Origin of the sequence: Exiguobacterium indicum HHS 31, assembly GCF_001939065.1 — a bacterium.
GTDB classification, from domain to species: domain Bacteria; phylum Bacillota; class Bacilli; order Exiguobacteriales; family Exiguobacteriaceae; genus Exiguobacterium_A; species Exiguobacterium_A indicum.
Genome location: NZ_MPSZ01000001.1, coordinates 139,108 through 156,055 on the forward strand (window position 1 = coordinate 139,108; position 16,948 = coordinate 156,055).

At 47.5% G+C, this 16,948-nt stretch carries 14 protein-coding genes and 1 pseudogene; 13 read left to right on the plus strand and 2 right to left on the minus strand.

The genetic code is table 11. The features are described from left to right. The first annotated feature begins 8 nt into the window (after positions 1-8). Positions 9-638, plus strand: a complete 630-nt coding sequence (locus N179_RS00730; protein WP_035398397.1) for an HAD family hydrolase — start codon at positions 9-11, stop codon at positions 636-638. Between the two features lie 86 nt (positions 639-724). Here N179_RS00730 and N179_RS00735 read toward each other — a convergent pair whose 3' ends face one another. Next, positions 725-1,783 (minus strand): PTS sugar transporter subunit IIC, encoded by a 1,059-nt coding sequence (locus tag N179_RS00735; RefSeq protein ID WP_075642009.1) that lies wholly within the window; start codon positions 1,781-1,783, stop codon positions 725-727. Between the two features lie 188 nt (positions 1,784-1,971). Between N179_RS00735 and N179_RS00740 the strand changes: the two genes are divergently transcribed. Further along, a complete protein-coding gene (locus N179_RS00740; RefSeq protein ID WP_075642010.1) occupies positions 1,972-2,967 on the plus strand; it encodes an NADP-dependent oxidoreductase in 996 nt (331 codons plus the stop codon). Positions 2,968-3,025: 58 nt separating this feature from the next. Here N179_RS00740 and N179_RS17015 read toward each other — a convergent pair whose 3' ends face one another. After that, positions 3,026-3,190, minus strand: a complete 165-nt coding sequence (locus N179_RS17015) for a hypothetical protein (protein WP_023467459.1) — start codon at positions 3,188-3,190, stop codon at positions 3,026-3,028. Between the two features lie 287 nt (positions 3,191-3,477). On the opposite strand from N179_RS17015, the gene N179_RS00745 reads away from it, so the two are divergent. The 11 genes and pseudogenes from N179_RS00745 to N179_RS00795 all read left to right on the plus strand — a co-directional run bounded on the left by N179_RS00745 (position 3,478) and on the right by N179_RS00795 (position 16,948). After that, a complete protein-coding gene (locus N179_RS00745) occupies positions 3,478-6,102 on the plus strand; it encodes a glycosyltransferase (RefSeq protein WP_023467460.1) in 2,625 nt (874 codons plus the stop codon). After that, positions 6,099-7,103 (plus strand): class I SAM-dependent methyltransferase, encoded by a 1,005-nt coding sequence (locus N179_RS00750; RefSeq protein WP_075642011.1) that lies wholly within the window; start codon positions 6,099-6,101, stop codon positions 7,101-7,103. The genes N179_RS00745 and N179_RS00750 overlap by 4 nt, the downstream gene beginning before the upstream one ends. Continuing rightward, complete coding sequence (locus N179_RS00755) at positions 6,998-8,314, plus strand: glycosyltransferase family 4 protein (protein WP_244150194.1); 1,317 nt, start codon at positions 6,998-7,000, stop codon at positions 8,312-8,314. The genes N179_RS00750 and N179_RS00755 overlap by 106 nt, the downstream gene beginning before the upstream one ends. Then, positions 8,311-9,564: a glycosyltransferase family 4 protein gene (locus N179_RS00760; RefSeq protein ID WP_035398386.1), complete on the plus strand. Its 1,254-nt coding sequence runs from the start codon at positions 8,311-8,313 to the stop codon at positions 9,562-9,564. Before N179_RS00755 ends, N179_RS00760 begins: the two co-directional genes overlap by 4 nt. Before the next feature lie 278 nt (positions 9,565-9,842). Beyond that, the gene (locus N179_RS00765) at positions 9,843-11,135 is read left to right on the plus strand and encodes a nucleotide sugar dehydrogenase (protein WP_023467466.1); all 1,293 of its coding nucleotides are present in this window, start codon (positions 9,843-9,845) and stop codon (positions 11,133-11,135) included. Then, the gene (locus tag N179_RS00770; protein WP_023467468.1) at positions 11,132-11,932 is read left to right on the plus strand and encodes an ABC transporter permease; all 801 of its coding nucleotides are present in this window, start codon (positions 11,132-11,134) and stop codon (positions 11,930-11,932) included. Before N179_RS00765 ends, N179_RS00770 begins: the two co-directional genes overlap by 4 nt. Before the next feature lie 11 nt (positions 11,933-11,943). Continuing rightward, positions 11,944-12,684 (plus strand): annotated as a pseudogene (gene tagH, locus N179_RS00775) (teichoic acids export ABC transporter ATP-binding subunit TagH); the annotation flags it as partial. A gap of 112 nt (positions 12,685-12,796) precedes the next feature. Next, the gene (gene wecB, locus N179_RS00780) at positions 12,797-13,897 is read left to right on the plus strand and encodes a non-hydrolyzing UDP-N-acetylglucosamine 2-epimerase (protein ID WP_023467472.1); all 1,101 of its coding nucleotides are present in this window, start codon (positions 12,797-12,799) and stop codon (positions 13,895-13,897) included. Then, positions 13,894-14,379 carry a hypothetical protein gene (locus tag N179_RS00785; protein WP_035398384.1) on the plus strand — a complete coding sequence of 162 codons (486 nt, stop codon included), beginning with the start codon at positions 13,894-13,896 and terminating at the stop codon, positions 14,377-14,379. Before wecB ends, N179_RS00785 begins: the two co-directional genes overlap by 4 nt. Further along, positions 14,369-15,757 carry an MBOAT family O-acyltransferase gene (locus N179_RS00790; protein ID WP_075642013.1) on the plus strand — a complete coding sequence of 463 codons (1,389 nt, stop codon included), beginning with the start codon at positions 14,369-14,371 and terminating at the stop codon, positions 15,755-15,757. Before N179_RS00785 ends, N179_RS00790 begins: the two co-directional genes overlap by 11 nt. 15 nt (positions 15,758-15,772) lie before the next feature. Next, positions 15,773-16,948, plus strand: coding sequence for a DHHW family protein (locus N179_RS00795; RefSeq protein WP_075642014.1), 1,176 nt, complete (start codon positions 15,773-15,775; stop codon positions 16,946-16,948).

Sequence of the window (16,948 nt, forward strand, 5' to 3'; positions counted from 1 at the left end):
GTGGGAACATGGCAATTATCTTATTCGATATTGACGGTACATTGATCGATTCAACGGAACAGATGACAGAAGCAATCCATCGAGCGATGGAGGACATGCCGCATCTTCCAAAACCTTCTAAAGCTAGTGTACAAGCAAGTTATGGTTTAGCAGGAAGTGCCTTTTGGCGTAAGGCGATTCCGGAAGCCTCAGAAGAGGATATTCGGTTGATTCGTAAAAAAAGACATGGTCATCTAGAAGCGACGATGGCAGAACAGAATGTCTTGTTTGATGGAATTCGATCCTTATTAGAAGCGCTAGTGTCTGCAGGACATACCATTTCAACAGCGAGTAATTGTGGCAACCACTATCTTAACCTTGTGCTGGATAGTCAAGACATTCGTTCGTTTTTCACGAGTCCGAAATGCTTAGAATCCGTCAACGGGAAAGAAAAGGCGGATATTTTACGAGCGCACCGTGAGGAGTTTGGGGAAGAGTCCTACTGGATGATCGGAGATCGGTCTTCCGATGTGGAAGCGGCTCGTAAGGAAAAGATGCCGGTCGTTTTATGCCAGTACGGTTTTGGGACACAATCCGAGTGGGATTCGGCAGACCATGTCATCGAGTCACCGCTTGACTTACTGACAGTGATCAAATAAATGCACCAAAAAGCCAAGCTCGATCCGTCGATTTTTTAGACGGTCGGCTTGGCTTTTTTTGTGATGAGAGAACGATAACGATGAACTTACTCGAAATCCAGTCGGTATGGTTCTGCACTCATCCATGGACGGAATCTCCGGAAGAGCAGGTGGAACACTAGACAAAGGATGACCGGCAAGAAGATGAATAATCCCAGAACAAATGTCATGTTGAACAATGTCCAGCCTCCTGACATCAGATGTAACGCATTGATCGGACCGATTAATCCAGACATTCCGAAGCCGGCACTAAACGGTGTACCTTGGATGCCGAGCATTCCTGCTAGTGCGCCAAGGATAGCAGCACTACACATGACAGGAAGAATCATCAAGGGATTACGGATGAAGTTCGCCATCTGGATTTTAGGAGAACCAAGAAAATGAGCAATCGACGTTCCGCGCGAATTGGCTTGCCACCCGGCAATCGCAAGACCGAATCCAGCGGCACAGACGCCTAGATTTGCAGCTCCGGCGGCAACACCCGATAGACTGATGGCGGTCGCAATACCGACCGTTGAAAGCGGAGAGACGATCAGTACGGAAAAAGTAATCGCAATCAGAATACCCATTAAGACGGGTTGAAGTGCCGTAAAGTCTGAGATGACATGTCCGATCGCTGTCGTGATCCGTGTCACGAACGGATACGTCAAAACACCAATCCCACCGGCACCGACAATCAAAATCGTTGGCATGATAAGCACCGTATACGTCTTGAAACGTTCACCGATCAATAAGACGATTGCCGTCGCAACAGCTGCCGTCAGTCCGGCATTGATGACGTCGCCCGTGCCGACGAAAACGAAGGTCGCATCTGCACGAGTTGCAACGCCTGAGCCAACGACCGTCGCGAGTCCAATCGACGTGGTCGCAATCGGTGTCACTTTAAATTGCATGGCTACGGCAACACCAATCACCATCGGCAAAAGGCGCATCGCGAGTGTAGTGGCATCTAAAACATGCTGGGCTCCGGATACGTATGGCAACAACGCCTTAGCGAGTTCACCGAGTAGTGCTCCCGGAATGAGGGCAACAAGAATTCCGATACTGAGTCCGTTTAAAACATGAACAGCGAATTGACGTGGCTGACGCAAAATAGATGAATCCATACAAATCCTCTCCTTATGTAATGCTTTTGTGCATAACAGTATAAAAGTTATGAATTGTGTTTTATCTTACGGTAAGAACAGAAGGACGTCAAGAAAAAGTTAGAAAATTCCAAACAAGCAAAGGATTCGTCTTTCAGAAACGGAATTGTTACAGTGAAGAAGTACATTGAATGAGGAGGTCATGAATCATGTCAGAACAACGTATCGTATTAGCAGCACGACCAAACGGAAAACCAACAGGGGAAACATTCCGCTATGAATCATTTGAGTTAACAGAGCTGAAGGAAGGACAAGTCGCACTGGAGTCACTCTATATCTCGGTCGATCCATATATGCGGGGTCGTATGAACGATGCGCGTTCTTATTCGCAACCATTTGAGATTGATGAACCGATTCACGGAGGTGTCGTAGCACGTGTCATCGAGTCTAAAAGTGAAGGGCTCAAGTCAGGTGATGTCGTTGTCGGGATGCTCGATTGGGCAACAAAAGTAGTCGTCGATGCGAAAACCGTTCGTAAAATCGATGAGCAAATCGCACCGATTTCAACAGCACTTGGTGTTCTCGGAATGACAGGGATGACAGCGTATTTCGGATTGCTTGATATCGGGAATCCACAACCAGGGGAAAGGGTCGTCGTATCGGCAGCAGCAGGGGCTGTTGGATCGATCGTTGGTCAAATCGCTAAAATCAAAGGCGCACGTGTCGTCGGAATCGCAGGAAGTGACGAAAAGCTACAACACTTGAAAGCAGATCTTGGTTTTGATGAAGTCATCAATTATAAAACGGAAGACATCCGGGAAGCGTTAGACCGGACATGTCCAGACGGCATCGATGTCTATTTTGAAAACGTCGGTGGGGAAATCGGTGATGCAGTTCTTGATCGACTCAATCCATTCGCGCGGGTACCAGTCTGCGGTGCCATTTCTGGATATAACGCACAACAGGACATCGGTCCACGTGTTCAATCGAAATTAATCATCGCGCGTGCGCGCATGCAAGGTTTCTTAGTGGGCGATTATGGCAAACGATTCAAGGAGGCGGCTGAGCAACTCGGTCAATGGGTTAGTGAAGGAAAGTTACAATACGAAGAAACGATCTTTGAAGGATTCGATCGTGTACCAGATGCTTTCCTTGGCTTGTTCGATGGGTCGAACACGGGGAAACTATTAGTAAAAGTGAAGTAAATATGCCAAAAGAGGTTGCGGAATCATTTCCGCAACCTCTTTTTCAATGGCGTAAGATTCATGAATCTTTTCGATCGCGCTCGAGCTCTTCAGGATCAGGATCCGGATGTTGTGTTTCCGCAGGCTTGATTCCGGGATCGGATGTCTCAGCTGGATCAGGATCCGGGTGAAGACCAACGTCTGCCTTTTCATCTGGTAAATCATGATTTTTTTCGTTTAACATGTCCAGTCATCTCCTTTTATCAATACGTAGTAATGTTTCCCCGTTTTTTAAATCCAAAACAATCAGGGTGCATAGGATTCGTTTTTGAAAACATGTGAATGACTTCCACGGACAAGAAAGTGAAAGCGGTCGATTTCCTAGGAAATACAGGTTGACTGAACTGGAATGTAAGGAAAATCCAAAAAAGCTTCATGAAGTCTTTACAAAAACCTTGCAAGTCCTTCAAGTAGCCTTTGAACTGCTTCCGTAGACTAAGAAAGAGTTGAAAAGAGGAAGGGTGTTTACGTGTGAGTGATCAAAAATGGAAACGACAAATCATGCAACAACTGAACTGGGTCCGCGAAGAGAAAAAACGGCTGACGAGCGCGACGACCGCAAGTAAAGATGCACTCGAAAAACTCCGTCAGTTAGACGTCTTGCGACTGCCGACGGTTCGAACTTCTAATAACACGACGACACGTTACCGACAAAATAGCCAAGCGTCACTACTAGATCAATTGGATGTCTCACATATACCGATCCGGACGACGACGCGTTATTATGAAAAACGATCAATCGAAATAGCCATCGTCTGTTCGGAATTCATGTATGCCTACTATGAAGATGCGGCTCATCTTCATTACGTTAATTCTGATACGTTTGAGGATGTCTTCAAACGCCCAATTGATCTATTTTTAGTTATTTCGTCTTGGAAAGGACTCCAAAATGATGATTGGAAAGGTGTCGCCACACCGAATTCCAAGAAGCGAAACCGATTACTTGCGATGATGCAAGAAGTGAGAGATAAAGGCATTCCAGTCGTTTTTCAATCGACAGAAGATCCGAGCAATCATGAACGTTTTCAAGACGTGGCGCAAGCTGCGGATTACGTTCTGACTTCAGATGAGGCGATGATTCCTGAATACCGTGTCTTATGTGGACACGATCGGATCATGGCGATGCCGTTTGGTGTCAATCCACTGATTCATAATCCAATCGGGGCGACACGTAGCCGAAAGAAGGGCGTCTTATTTGCCGGTAGCTGGATGGCGAAATATCCGGAACGTGTGAAAGATACGGAAATGTTATTTGATGGGGTGATGCAATCCTCGCACGAACTCGATATCGTGGACCGAAATTATCATCTCGACTTACCAGCTTATCAGTTTCCGGAGCGCTATCAATCACGGGTCGCACCAGCGATTCCTTATGATGCCTTACAACAAGTCAGTAAATGTTATGACTGGGTTTTGAACTTGAACAGCATCAAATACAGCAAAACGATGTGTGCCCGTCGCGTTTATGAATCACAAGCACTCGGGAATTTGATTCTGTCGAATTACAGTATCGCCGTCAATAATGAATTTCCGAATATTTTTACCGTGCATGACGCACAAGAGGCGACGGCAATCGTGGAGCGCACGTCGCAAGAAGAAATCGAACGGTTACGAGCAGAAGGACTTCGTGCCGTCATGACGGGGCATACGGTCTTCGAGCGGATGGATCAGATTCTAGCGTTCATCGGGCGCATACCTGAGACACAAAAACATCGTTTACTAGTCGTCGTCGCTCAGGACGGAGAAGACATCCGTAACGTAATCGATCGCCAAAGTCTCACACCCGATGCAATCGTTTCTGTGGATGCATTAACGGAGCAACTTTACAATCAAGCAGATCTCGTTGCTTGGATGGATGGACAGGAATCCTATGGTGAGTATTATCTAGAGGATCTTGTGAATGGTTTTAAATACAGTGATGCCAGCATCGTTCGCAAAGGAAGTGAGTATCCGTATCATGTACAAGAGATGAGCGGTAGCCGAAACGGTGCGATTGTTTGGCGGTCAGCTATCGGATATGACATGTTCCAGGCAGATGAACTGAACGGAAAAACACTGTTGCTTGATCAATTGGAGTGGAACGAGCAGACGGTAGTTCCGACGAATCAGACTCCGCAACTGTCGGTCGTTGTTCCAATCTATAACAATGGAAAACACCTCACGTATAAATGTTTCGCCAGTCTCACGCGGATGGATCGATTCATGGAGTCAGAGATTTTACTCGTAGATGATGGATCGACGGACAGAGCGACACGTCAAGCCGTAGAGCGTCTCGCACGACGTCATGAAAATGTCAGAACCTATTTCTTTGAGACAGGTGGAAGCGGTAGTGCTTCACGTCCGCGTAACAAAGGAGTCGAGATGGCACGAGCTGACTACGTGACGTTCCTTGATCCGGATAACGAGGTGCTCAGTGATCGATATGCCTTTTTGCTTCAAGAACTAGAAAAAGATCCATCACTTGATTTTGTGGCAGGGCATATGAAAAAGCTTGCCGAGAAGACAAGTATCATCGCCTTACCGACGATTCGTAAACAAGGACGAACGGTTTGTGAGGATCCGAAAGCTTTTCTATTGAAACATCGGTTTGCGGTACAAAGCATTCAAGCACTCGTCGTCCGTCGCACCTTCTTGCTTGAACATCAATTGGAACAGGTCATCGGTGCGGTTGGTCAGGACTCCTTGTTCTTCCAAGAATTGATGCTTCGCGCGAACCGTGTCTTACTCGTCAATCGAGTTATCCACTATTACTACGCAGCCGTTGCGGGGTCAACCGTGAATGCATTGACGGTGAAGTTCTTCGAACGAAGTGTCGTCCGAGAGCGGGCACGTGCTGAGAAATTCGCTCGTTATGGAGTGCTAGAGGAATACAAGGAAACTCGATTCGAGCATTTCTTTGAGCATTGGTATCTTGTCAAATTACGCTACTGCAGTGATAAGGATTTTGCACCGAGTGTCGCATTGTTGCGAACAATCATCGGATTCTATGAACCCATCACGTTGACGAACCCATTGATCCGTCAGTTCATAGAACTTGCGGATCGACAGGAGACGGATCGACTTCAACACTTATTACTCGAGGAGGTGCAGAAATGACGGCATCGATGAAAACAGCACGCCCCAAGGATCAAATCCGAGCTGCCTACTACGATCAGTTAGGTGGTGGATTCGGTAAAAAAGTTCGCGCACGTGTTCACTGGATCGTTCGACAAGCAAAAGGGGAGCACATTTTAGATATCGGGTGTTCGGGTGGAGTCGTTCCGATTTTACTTGGACGGGAAGGGAAACACGTCGTCGGAATCGATGTACTACCGGAAGCAATCATCGAGGCCAAACAAGCCTTACTGGAGGAACCAACATCCGTTAAAGAAAAGGTGGAATTACATGAAGCAAATGTCATGACATACACACCTGACATTCAATTCGATACAGTCTTGATGACGGAAGTACTGGAACATATCGGAGAGCCAGAGCGCTTTATCGCCCGTGCCGTCTCGTTCATCGCACCAGAAGGACGACTCGTCATCACAGTCCCATTCGGAGTAAACGATTATGCGGATCATAAACGGACATACTATTTAAATCAATTGCTTGAGCAGTTGACACCCTTCGGTAAAATCGAGACGATCGAGCGGATTGATAAGTGGCTCGGGGTCACGATCCAAGTCTATCCGGAACCTCGAGAGGGTCGAGCAATTTTACCAGCGGAAGTCGAATGGCTCGAGGATGCCTTTGAAGAGGTGGAACGATTGCATCTGGCAACGATCCTTGATTTAAAACGCAAGCAACAGAATCTAGAACGGAAAGTGCAACGGTTAGGAGAACAAACGGAAGAATTGGAGCATATTCGAGCAGAATCGTTACGTCATGAACAGCAACTGCAGGAACAGCATGAACAATACAAGATGCTTGAAGAACAATATGCCGCACTGCTTGATCGATTCGAAGGATCACTGATGACAAATCTGGAATTGTTGGAGGCGAATGCATCATGGAAATCAAAATACCGCTCACTCGCGCGCTCAAAACTCGGAAAAGTCGTCGTCCGCTACTGGAAGTTCCGACGTCAACTCAAACAACACCGGAGTCGTCGATGAACGTCTTGATGATTTGTCAAAATTTCTATCCAGAAATCGGTAGTGCGGCAAACCGAATGAAGAATATCTTCAAGCGGATGGAACAAGCGGGAAATGATGTCCATGTGCTAACGTCAGAACCGCTCTATCCAACGGCAGAACTCTATACGGACTCGATGTTCTGGGATGAACCGAGCCTCGATACGGCTCATGTGACCCGTATTCAGCCGCGTGACGTCCGGGCAACGAATAATTTATGGCGACGTCTTCGCTTGTTCGTCGAACAATTCGTGCTCGCGATTAAAGAGGTGCGGCATGACCCGAAATCCTATGCCTACATCTATGCGACGACGCCATCCATCTTCATGGGACTCGTTGGGGTCGTCGCGAAACATGTCAAAAAGGCTCCTTTGATTCTCGATGTACGTGACTTATGGCCGGAATCGTTGATTGGCGTCGGAATCACGAAATCGCGTCTCTTATTGACTCCGCTCTACTGGCTTGAAAAGTGGATGTATCGTCAGGCCGATCAATTGGTCATCAACAGTGAGGGGTTTCGATCGTATATTGAAGGGCGGGGCATTGCACCGGAAAAAATTCATTACATCCCGAACTCCATCGAGGAAAATGAGTGGTTGATCAAACGCCGAAAAGTATCGGAACAAGTGCGCGTCGTGTATACAGGGAATATCGGACTCGCACAAGATGTGTTCTTGTTGCTTGACGTCGCACAGGAACTTCAACAAGAACAGGATATCTGCTTTCAAGTCGTCGGTTACGGCTATCACAAGCAAACGTTCGAACGACTCGTCAAGGAACGTGGATTGACGAATATCGAGTTTCTTGACGCGATGCCACGCTGGGATGCGTTGAAACAACTCGCGAAGAGTGACATCGCCTTTGCGACACTCGTCGAGAGTACAGCGTTCGATACAGTGACACCAGGCAAAATCATCGACTACATGGCGATGGGCTGTGCCATCGTCGGTGCGGTATCCGGTCATGCGGCGCATGTCATTGAAGAAGCAGGAGCCGGTTATGTGTCTGTCCAGCGGAAAAAAGAGGAGATCGTTGATCATATTCTCGAGTTATCACGAAATCCAGAGAAACGTGCAGCGATGGGACGGGCGGGTGTGAATTACGTCCAACGCCATTTCGATTGGGAACAAAATGAACAACGCTTGTTTGAAGCCATCGAACAAACGCAGTCACGAAAGGCGGTCGCAGAATGAAGCGCATTGGAATGTTTGTTTGGAATCCGTTTACGAATGATGCCCGTGTCTTACGTGAATGTACGGCACTTGTCGAAGCAGGACACCGCGTAGACCTATACTGCTTAAATGACGGAACACTTCCAGAAGTCGAATACCCGATGTCTGGATTTCGCGTCATTCGAATCGACCGGACGCCACCTTTTGCGAGGTGGCTCCCGTTCTTTCGCAAACGGAAAAAACGGACCCTTGTGATCGGATTGATGGGTGCGCTTCTTGCGCCATGGCTGATTCCCGTGATGCTCGTGCTCTTTTTACTCATGCGAAGTCGATTCATTCGTTACGCCCTATATAACAGTTTCGGCATTCTTCGTATGACACGTACTGCCCGGAAGCATGATTATGACGTCATGCATGCGAACGATGTCAATACGTTACCACAAGCGATTGGGGCGGCGCGTGGTGCCCAAATCGTCTATGACTCGCATGAAGTCCAAACCGATCGGACAGGATACGGAAGCATGCAAGGGAAATTAGAACGCTGGCTGCTTCGATTCGTCGACCAGACGATCGTTGAAAATGACACGCGTGCAGATTATCATCAAAAATTATATGGAACCCGACCATCCGTCTTGCACAATTATCCGTTTTACGAACCGATTGTTCCGCAACCGCGACCGTTACGCGAAGAGTTAGCACTCGTACCAGACGAGCCGATTTTGTTGTATCAGGGCGGGATCCAGGAAGGACGTGGACTGGAGCGACTCATTGAAGCGATGCCGTTCATCGATCGAGGAACACTTATTTTCGTTGGAGATGGAAAGTTAAAGGGGAAACTGATGCAACTGGCTACGCAATCATCGGAAAAGTCTCGTATCCGCTTCATTGATAAGGTTCCACTTGCTGAACTACCCAGTTACACGGCAGCGGCGACGGTCGGCTTTCAAGTCCTCCAGAACGTTTGCTTCAATCATTATTCCGCTTCTTCGAATAAACTATTCGAATACATGGCGGCGTTGATTCCTGTCATCGCGGCCGACTTACCAGAAATCCGTCGTGTCGTCGAAACAGAAGGAGTTGGATTAATCGTCGATGTCGAATCACCGCAGAGTATCGCCGAGGCGGTCAATCGTCTAGTGAAGGATGAGAACTTGCGACGGGCGATGCAGGAACGAGCAAGCGTAGCAAGGAGACAATACAACTGGGAGCAAGAAAAAGGTCGACTTCTTGCTGTCTATGACTCGATTTTCATGGAATCTAGCGCAAAATAAGAAAAATAGTCAACGACTCGAAGGGAAATCCACGTGCAATGAAGGAGGATTCCTGACGAGTCGTTTTGTTTCATTCGAATAGACACGAAGGATTCGCGAAAGCTTCATAAGATTTACAAAAACGATAGAAAACACTGGAAATGTAAGGTCTGTGAAGAATGGTTTAAGAGATGGTTAGAAGCATTGGAAAGCAAAGGAAATGTCGTTATGGTCTAGTTACAGCCAAGCCACAGACCGTTCGTTGGCTAGTATGACTAACTCGATGGAGGAATGACAAAATGAAACTTTGCACAATCGGACTAGGATATATTGGATTACCTTCTTCTGCGATGTTCGCGGATCATGGCACGGAAGTCGTAGGTGTCGACATCGATCCACAAATCGTCAATCTTCTGAACACGGGAACGATTCATATTGAAGAACCAGGACTCGAGGATGTCATCAAACGAGTCGTCGCGAACGGAAAATTCCGAGCGACACTTACGCCAGAACGAGCAGATGTCTTTTTAATCGCCGTTCCAACGCCGAACTTAAACGATACGTATAAATCGTGTGATTTGAAATATGTCATTTCAGCGGTTAACAACATGCTACCCTTCCTTGAAAAAGGGAACGTCGTCATCGTCGAATCGACGATTGCGCCACGAACGATGGATGATCATGTCCGTCCCTTAATCGAAGCAGCTGGATTTACGATCGGTGAGGACATTTATGTCGTCCATTGTCCCGAGCGTGTCTTGCCAGGACAAATCTTACATGAACTTATCCATAATAACCGAATCGTTGGTGGATTGACGCCAGCGTGTGCGGAGGCAGGTGCTGCCGTCTACGAAACATTCGTTCAAGGTGAAATCGTCCGGACAGATGCGAAGACAGCCGAAATGTCGAAGTTGATGGAGAATACGTTCCGCGATGTCAACATTGCTCTCGCAAATGAATTGACGCAAGTATGTCATCAGCTAGAGATCAACGTCTTAGATGTGATTGAGATGGCGAACATGCACCCACGGGTGAACTTGCATCATCCGGGACCGGGAGTGGGTGGTCACTGTCTCGCAGTGGATCCGTACTTCATCGTCGCAAAAGCCCCATCGCTTGCTCGCATCATTCATACGGCACGACAAACGAACGTTCAGATGCCACAATTCGTTGCCGAACAAGCAGCTCGTCTCGTCGGTTCGCGTGTCCGTCCAAAAATCGCCGTCTTTGGTGTCACGTATAAAGGAAACGTCGACGACATGCGCGAGAGTCCAGCTGTCGAAGTCATTGAACAATTACTCGACCGTGGACTTGACGTCGCTGTCTGTGATCCGCACGTCGAACGCTCGATTTCGACACGTTTCGAACTCGTCGATGAGCTGGAGGCGATTCAAGGCGCCGACCTAGCGCTTGTCTTAGTCGACCACGATGAATTCAAACAATTCGATTCACGTCGTCTCGCAAACTACATGCGGACACCGTTACTCTTTGATACGAAAGGGATCGTCAATGAGCTCGACGCTGTCAAAGTCCTGAACTTCGGTAATTTGCATACGCACCGCGTGACGGAAGTGGATGCGAAAGCGATATGAACGCGTTACGAACGATTGGGGGAGAGTTGAAGGATCATCTATATCTGATCTTTCGGCTCTCGCTTTATGAAACAAAGAGTCAATATAGCATGCAATACCTGGGTTGGTTTTGGGAGATCATGACGCCACTACTCCAAATCGGTGTCTACTGGGTCGTATTCGGCTTCGGGATTCGTGGTGGGCATCCAGTCGATGGAATTCCGTTCGTTTTTTGGCTCGTCAGCGGATTGATTGCTTGGTTCTTCATCGGCAGTACGATTCCAAGTGGTTCCCGGTCGATTTATGGTCGGGTCGCCCTCGTCTCGAAGATGCATTTTCCATTGAGTACGATTCCGGCGTATGTCATTTTGGCACAATTCTACCGTCATCTCGCGATGATTGCTTTGACGATCATTTTAGGGTGTGCCTTCGGTTACTTCCCGGGATGGCATACGTTTGAACTCCTATATATCGTACCGGCGGGCGTCGTATTCCTCTATGCGGTTTCCTTATTGTTATCCGCACTTGCGACGATGATTCGAGATGTGCAAAACATGGTGACATCTGCGATTCGCATGCTGATGTATTTAACACCAATCATGTGGATTCCGCCAGATCACTCGTTATTTAAGATGTTGTTGATGTTAAACCCACTCGTTTATTTGATTGAGGGATATCGGTCCGCACTCATCGGAACGGGTTATCTGCTCGATCATATGTGGTACGGCGTGTATTTCTGGTGTATGACGCTCGCAATCTTACTTGTTGGAGCATCGATTCACATTCGATTCCGACGCTATTTCATCGATTACGTATAGGAGGGAGAACGATGGGTCATGTCGTGTTTGAGAATGTATCGAAACGGTACATGCTCTATGCCCGACCGATCGACAAGCTAAAGGAAGTGTTGTTCGGTAAGGTGAATGGAAAATCGTTCTATGCTCTGAAGAACGTCTCCTTTTCTGTGGAAGAGGGAGAAATCGTCGGTGTCGTTGGCATCAACGGAAGTGGGAAATCGACACTATCGCATCTGCTTGCTAACGTGACACCACCGACGTACGGTCGGGTCACATTGGGTGGAAAGTCAGCATTGATTGCCATCTCTAGTGGATTGAATAGTCAACTGACAGGGCGAGATAACATTGAATTAAAAGGGCTAATGATGGGCTTGACGAAACGACAAATCGAGACGATTACTCCAGAAATTCTAGAGTTCGCTGATATCGGGGAGTTTATCGATCAGCCGGTCAAGACATATTCGAGCGGCATGCGAGCTCGGATTGGTTTTGCGATCTCGATTCATATTAATCCAGATATCTTGATCATCGACGAAGCACTCTCAGTCGGAGACCAAACGTTTACCGAAAAGTGCCTCGATAAGATGCGTGAATTCCGCGATCAAGGGAAAACGATTTTTTTCGTCAGTCATTCGCTCAGCCAGGTAAAGAGTTTCTGTACAAAAATCCTTTGGTTGGAATACGGGGAAGTACGTCTATTTGGTCCGACGAACGAAACGTTGGCTGAATACAATAAATATCTATATTGGTACAAACAGTTATCAAAAAAGCAAGCCTCCCATTACGTAGCTAAGAAACGAACGGAACGGATTGGTTCCGTGGATCAGCAAATGATGGGCGAGACGATTGAACAATCGTCATGAAATGAGATAGGGGATGAAGTAAATGAAACGTGTCATGCTTGTATTCGGAACACGACCAGAGGCGATCAAAATGGCGCCGGTCGTCAAAGCACTTGAAAATCGTCAGGACGTCGAACCAATCGTCGTTGTTACTGCACAGCACCGAGAGATGCTCGATCAGGTCCTTGAACTGTTCGAAATCACACCGGACCATGACTTGGATTTGATGCGTCCGCGTCAGACGTTAGAGGAAATGACAGCGCGTATCCTAAACGCGATGCGTCGCGTCCTCGAAAAGGAACAGCCGGATCTCGTCCTTGTCCATGGGGATACGACGACGACGTTCGCTGCTTCTTTAGCGGCGTTCTATCAACAGATTCCAGTCGGTCATGTGGAAGCAGGACTACGGACATATGAAAAGTATGCGCCGTTCCCAGAAGAGATGAATCGTCAATTGACAGGTGTGTTGGCGGATTATCATTTTGCACCGACTGAACAGGCCGCAATGAACTTACGTGCTGAGAACAAGCAGACGCCAATCATTGTAACCGGTAATACGGTCATCGATGCGTTGAAGACGACTGTATCACCGACATATACACATCCTGTCCTTTCGCGCCTAGAGAAGTCGGGACGAAAACTTGTCTTGCTGACCGTTCATCGCCGTGAGAATCATTTACAACTGGCAACGATTTTTGAGGCGATTGAACGATTAGCAAATGATCATCCAGAAATCGAAATCGTCTATCCGGTTCATCCGAATCCGGTCGTACTAGAAGCGGCAGCTCGCTTGGAGCATCATCCGCGGATTCAATTGATCGAACCGCTTGATGTCTTTGACTTCCATAATCTTGCGGCTCGGGCATCCTTCATTCTGACCGACTCAGGTGGGATTCAAGAGGAAGCACCTTCGCTCGGCGTGCCTGTCCTTGTCTTACGGGAGACGACAGAGCGTCCAGAAGGGGTCGAAGCTGGAACGTTGAAGCTCGTCGGGACGAATCCAGAGATGATTTATACGATGAGTCATCAATTGTTGACGGATCAGGTGTTCTATCAATCGATGGCACAAGCGGCGAATCCTTATGGCGATGGACAAGCGGCGGAGCGAATCGTCGATGCCATCATGAGTGAGGTACCTGTATGAGTCAACGTATTCCTCCAGCGATTTATCAATTCTTTCCATTCGGAACGCAGGAAAAAATCTTGCTTGAGGATGCTACAGATGGTGTCTATTTTGATTTTCAAGAAGCGACGGCAGACGACAAATTGTACATTCAGTTGTTTGATCAAGGATTTCAACATCCGCCTTCAAAGTTATACCGATCAGACGCAACGATTACAGGAGATCTCATCGAGGTGACCTGTCATTTCGAAGTCGATGCACCATGTGTCGTTCAGTTATTCAAGATGCAATATGGACAGAAAAAACGGATGGGATCGGAAACGGAAACCGTCACATTGACGAATGCGACAGTCGTTCATGTACAGATGAAACGAGTACCAGGAGCGAAGTATTTCAAGGTGGCATGGAAGTTCTTGCAAGAGGGGAGCTTCCGGGTCCATCTCCGGGACATTCAGATTGTGCAACATGTCACGGCAGGGGAGGAAGCGACGTATGCTATTTAGTTCGACGATATTCTTATTTCTGTTCTTACCGACTGTGTTGATCGTCTATTACCTACTCCCACGCCGCTTCCGAAATGGCTGGTTATTAGTGACGAGTCTATTCTTTTATGCATTCGGAGAACCGCGTTTTGCATTGCTGATGCTACTGAGCGTCACAATCAACTACTTCTTCGCCTTGTTTGTCGATCTGTATCGACACCGAATCGGCGTCAAGTGGATCATGTTCAGCATGATCGTAGTCAATCTGGGGTTACTCGGCTGGTTCAAGTACAGCGGATTTTTTGTTCGTTCAGTCAACGAGACATTCGGATTAGGATGGTTCGTACCAGAAGTCGTCTTGCCACTCGGGATCTCGTTCTATACGTTTCATGCGATGAGTTATGTCATCGACATCTACAAAGGGAAGGAAGCGGTGCAAAAGAATCCGCTTGACCTCGCCCTTTATATCGCGTTCTTTCCCCAACTCGTCGCGGGTCCGATCGTTCGCTATAACACGATTGCGAGCCAAATCGAGTCACGAGAAGAGACGGTTTCCGATTTTGCCCGAGGGGTTCGTCGGTTTACGATCGGCTTAGCTAAAAAACTGATTCTTGCCAATGGATGTGGTCAGGTCGCGGATGCCATCTTCAATATGAAAGATCTTTCGATGGGGCTTGCTTGGATCGGCATCATCGCCTACGCCTTACAAATCTATTTCGATTTTTCGGGATACAGTGATATGGCGATTGGACTAGCTTTGATGTTCGGATTTCATTTTCTTGAGAATTTTAACTATCCCTACATTTCAAAGTCAGTTTCTGAATTTTGGCGTCGTTGGCATATTTCGCTTGGATCGTGGTTCCGGGATTATGTCTACATCCCGCTTGGTGGAAATCGTGTCTCACCATGGTTACAGTATCGCAACTTAGCAATTGTCTGGATGCTGACAGGTCTTTGGCATGGTGCGAGTTGGACGTTTGTCGCGTGGGGAGCGTATTACGGAATCTGGATCATGCTCGAGAAAGCATTTCTCGGGAAATGGTTGGAGAAAATGCCAGTCTTCTCGACCGTTTGGACACTCGTACTCGTGTTGGTCGGTTGGGTATTCTTCCGTTCCGAGACGTTCCCAGAAGCCGTTACTTACATTCAAGCGATGTTCGTACCAGATGTAATCTGGGATGAACGCGCGAGCTACCAGCTTGTCCAAAATGGTGTTCTATTGCTTGTCGCGTGTATCGCAGCGACACCGATTCCGAAAATCATCGGAGAGCGATTAGTCGTGTCACTCGGAAGAATTGGTACGACGATGCAGTATGGGTATGCGATGTTGCTACTATTTTTGGCGACATCAGCACTTGTTGCAAGTACGTTTAACCCATTCATCTATTTCCGCTTCTAAAAAGGAGGTCTACTGATGGCACAGCCACTTGAAACAGAAAATAAGCAGGGACAAAAACGGACGACTTCTTTTGAACGGATCATGATGTGGGTGACGACGATTAGTTTTTTACTCATCTTGTTAACGATTGGTATCGGAACGATCGTCCGAGAGGATCGTGTGCGTTCCCAGTTAGAAAACCGTACGCTCGCACAATCGGTCAATCCGACGATCGAAGGAATCGCGACTGGAAAAGACATGCTGAAGATGGAGACGTATTTCACGGATCAACTACTTTTGCGGGGAACGTTCGTTGAGATGCAAGCGCTACTATCGAAGGATGTCTTCAGACAGCCATTTCGTAATGGAATCTATACAGCTAAAAATGGCTATATGATCGAACCGAGTGCCTCGACTCAAGTCCAGATTCCAAACGCGTTTCAGCAATTCGTGCAAGAAGTCGATCGACCCGTATATATGGCGCTAGCTCCATCGAAGACGGTCATTGCTGAACGCGATCAGTTGATCCCATCGTATGTTGCTTCGAATGCACGGACACGTTACGCAGGAATGATTCGTGACTTCAAGGCTGCCGGGATGACGAATTTGTCACTTGATCAATTAAAACTAACGGACTACTTCAAGACGGATCATCACTGGAATATCGACGGGGCAGCGTCAGCATACCAGACGATTACGAAGGGGATGGGCTTGCAACCGGTCACACCATCAAAAGCAGATCGTAAAGAGGATGAGCATACCTATTATGGTTCATTAGCGCGAAAGACGACGCTTGCGTACGCGACGTCCGGTGATCAGTTAGCTTATTATGGACCAGCATTCTTTAAAGGGATCGATGTCTGTTACGACGGGGCATGCGATCGCCCAGTCATTGATGAATCCTTCGTTCAGCAGGAGGGAGATTACGTCGATCGGTATGAAGTATTCTTGCGCGGGAATCACGGCATCATGTCGATGAAGGAGCAGACGAAGAATGATCGCCCAACGATTCTCGTCTTAAAGGATTCATTCGCGAATCCCGTCTTACCGTTCCTTGCTAAAAGTGCCAATCTGGAAGTCGTCGACGTTCGTTATGTGCCAAAATCATTCGACGTCTCGCAGTTCGCTAAACAAAAACAAGTCGACTCCGTATTGTTCCTGCATAATTCGAACATTGCTGGATTGATGAAGACGTATGAAAACACACTATGA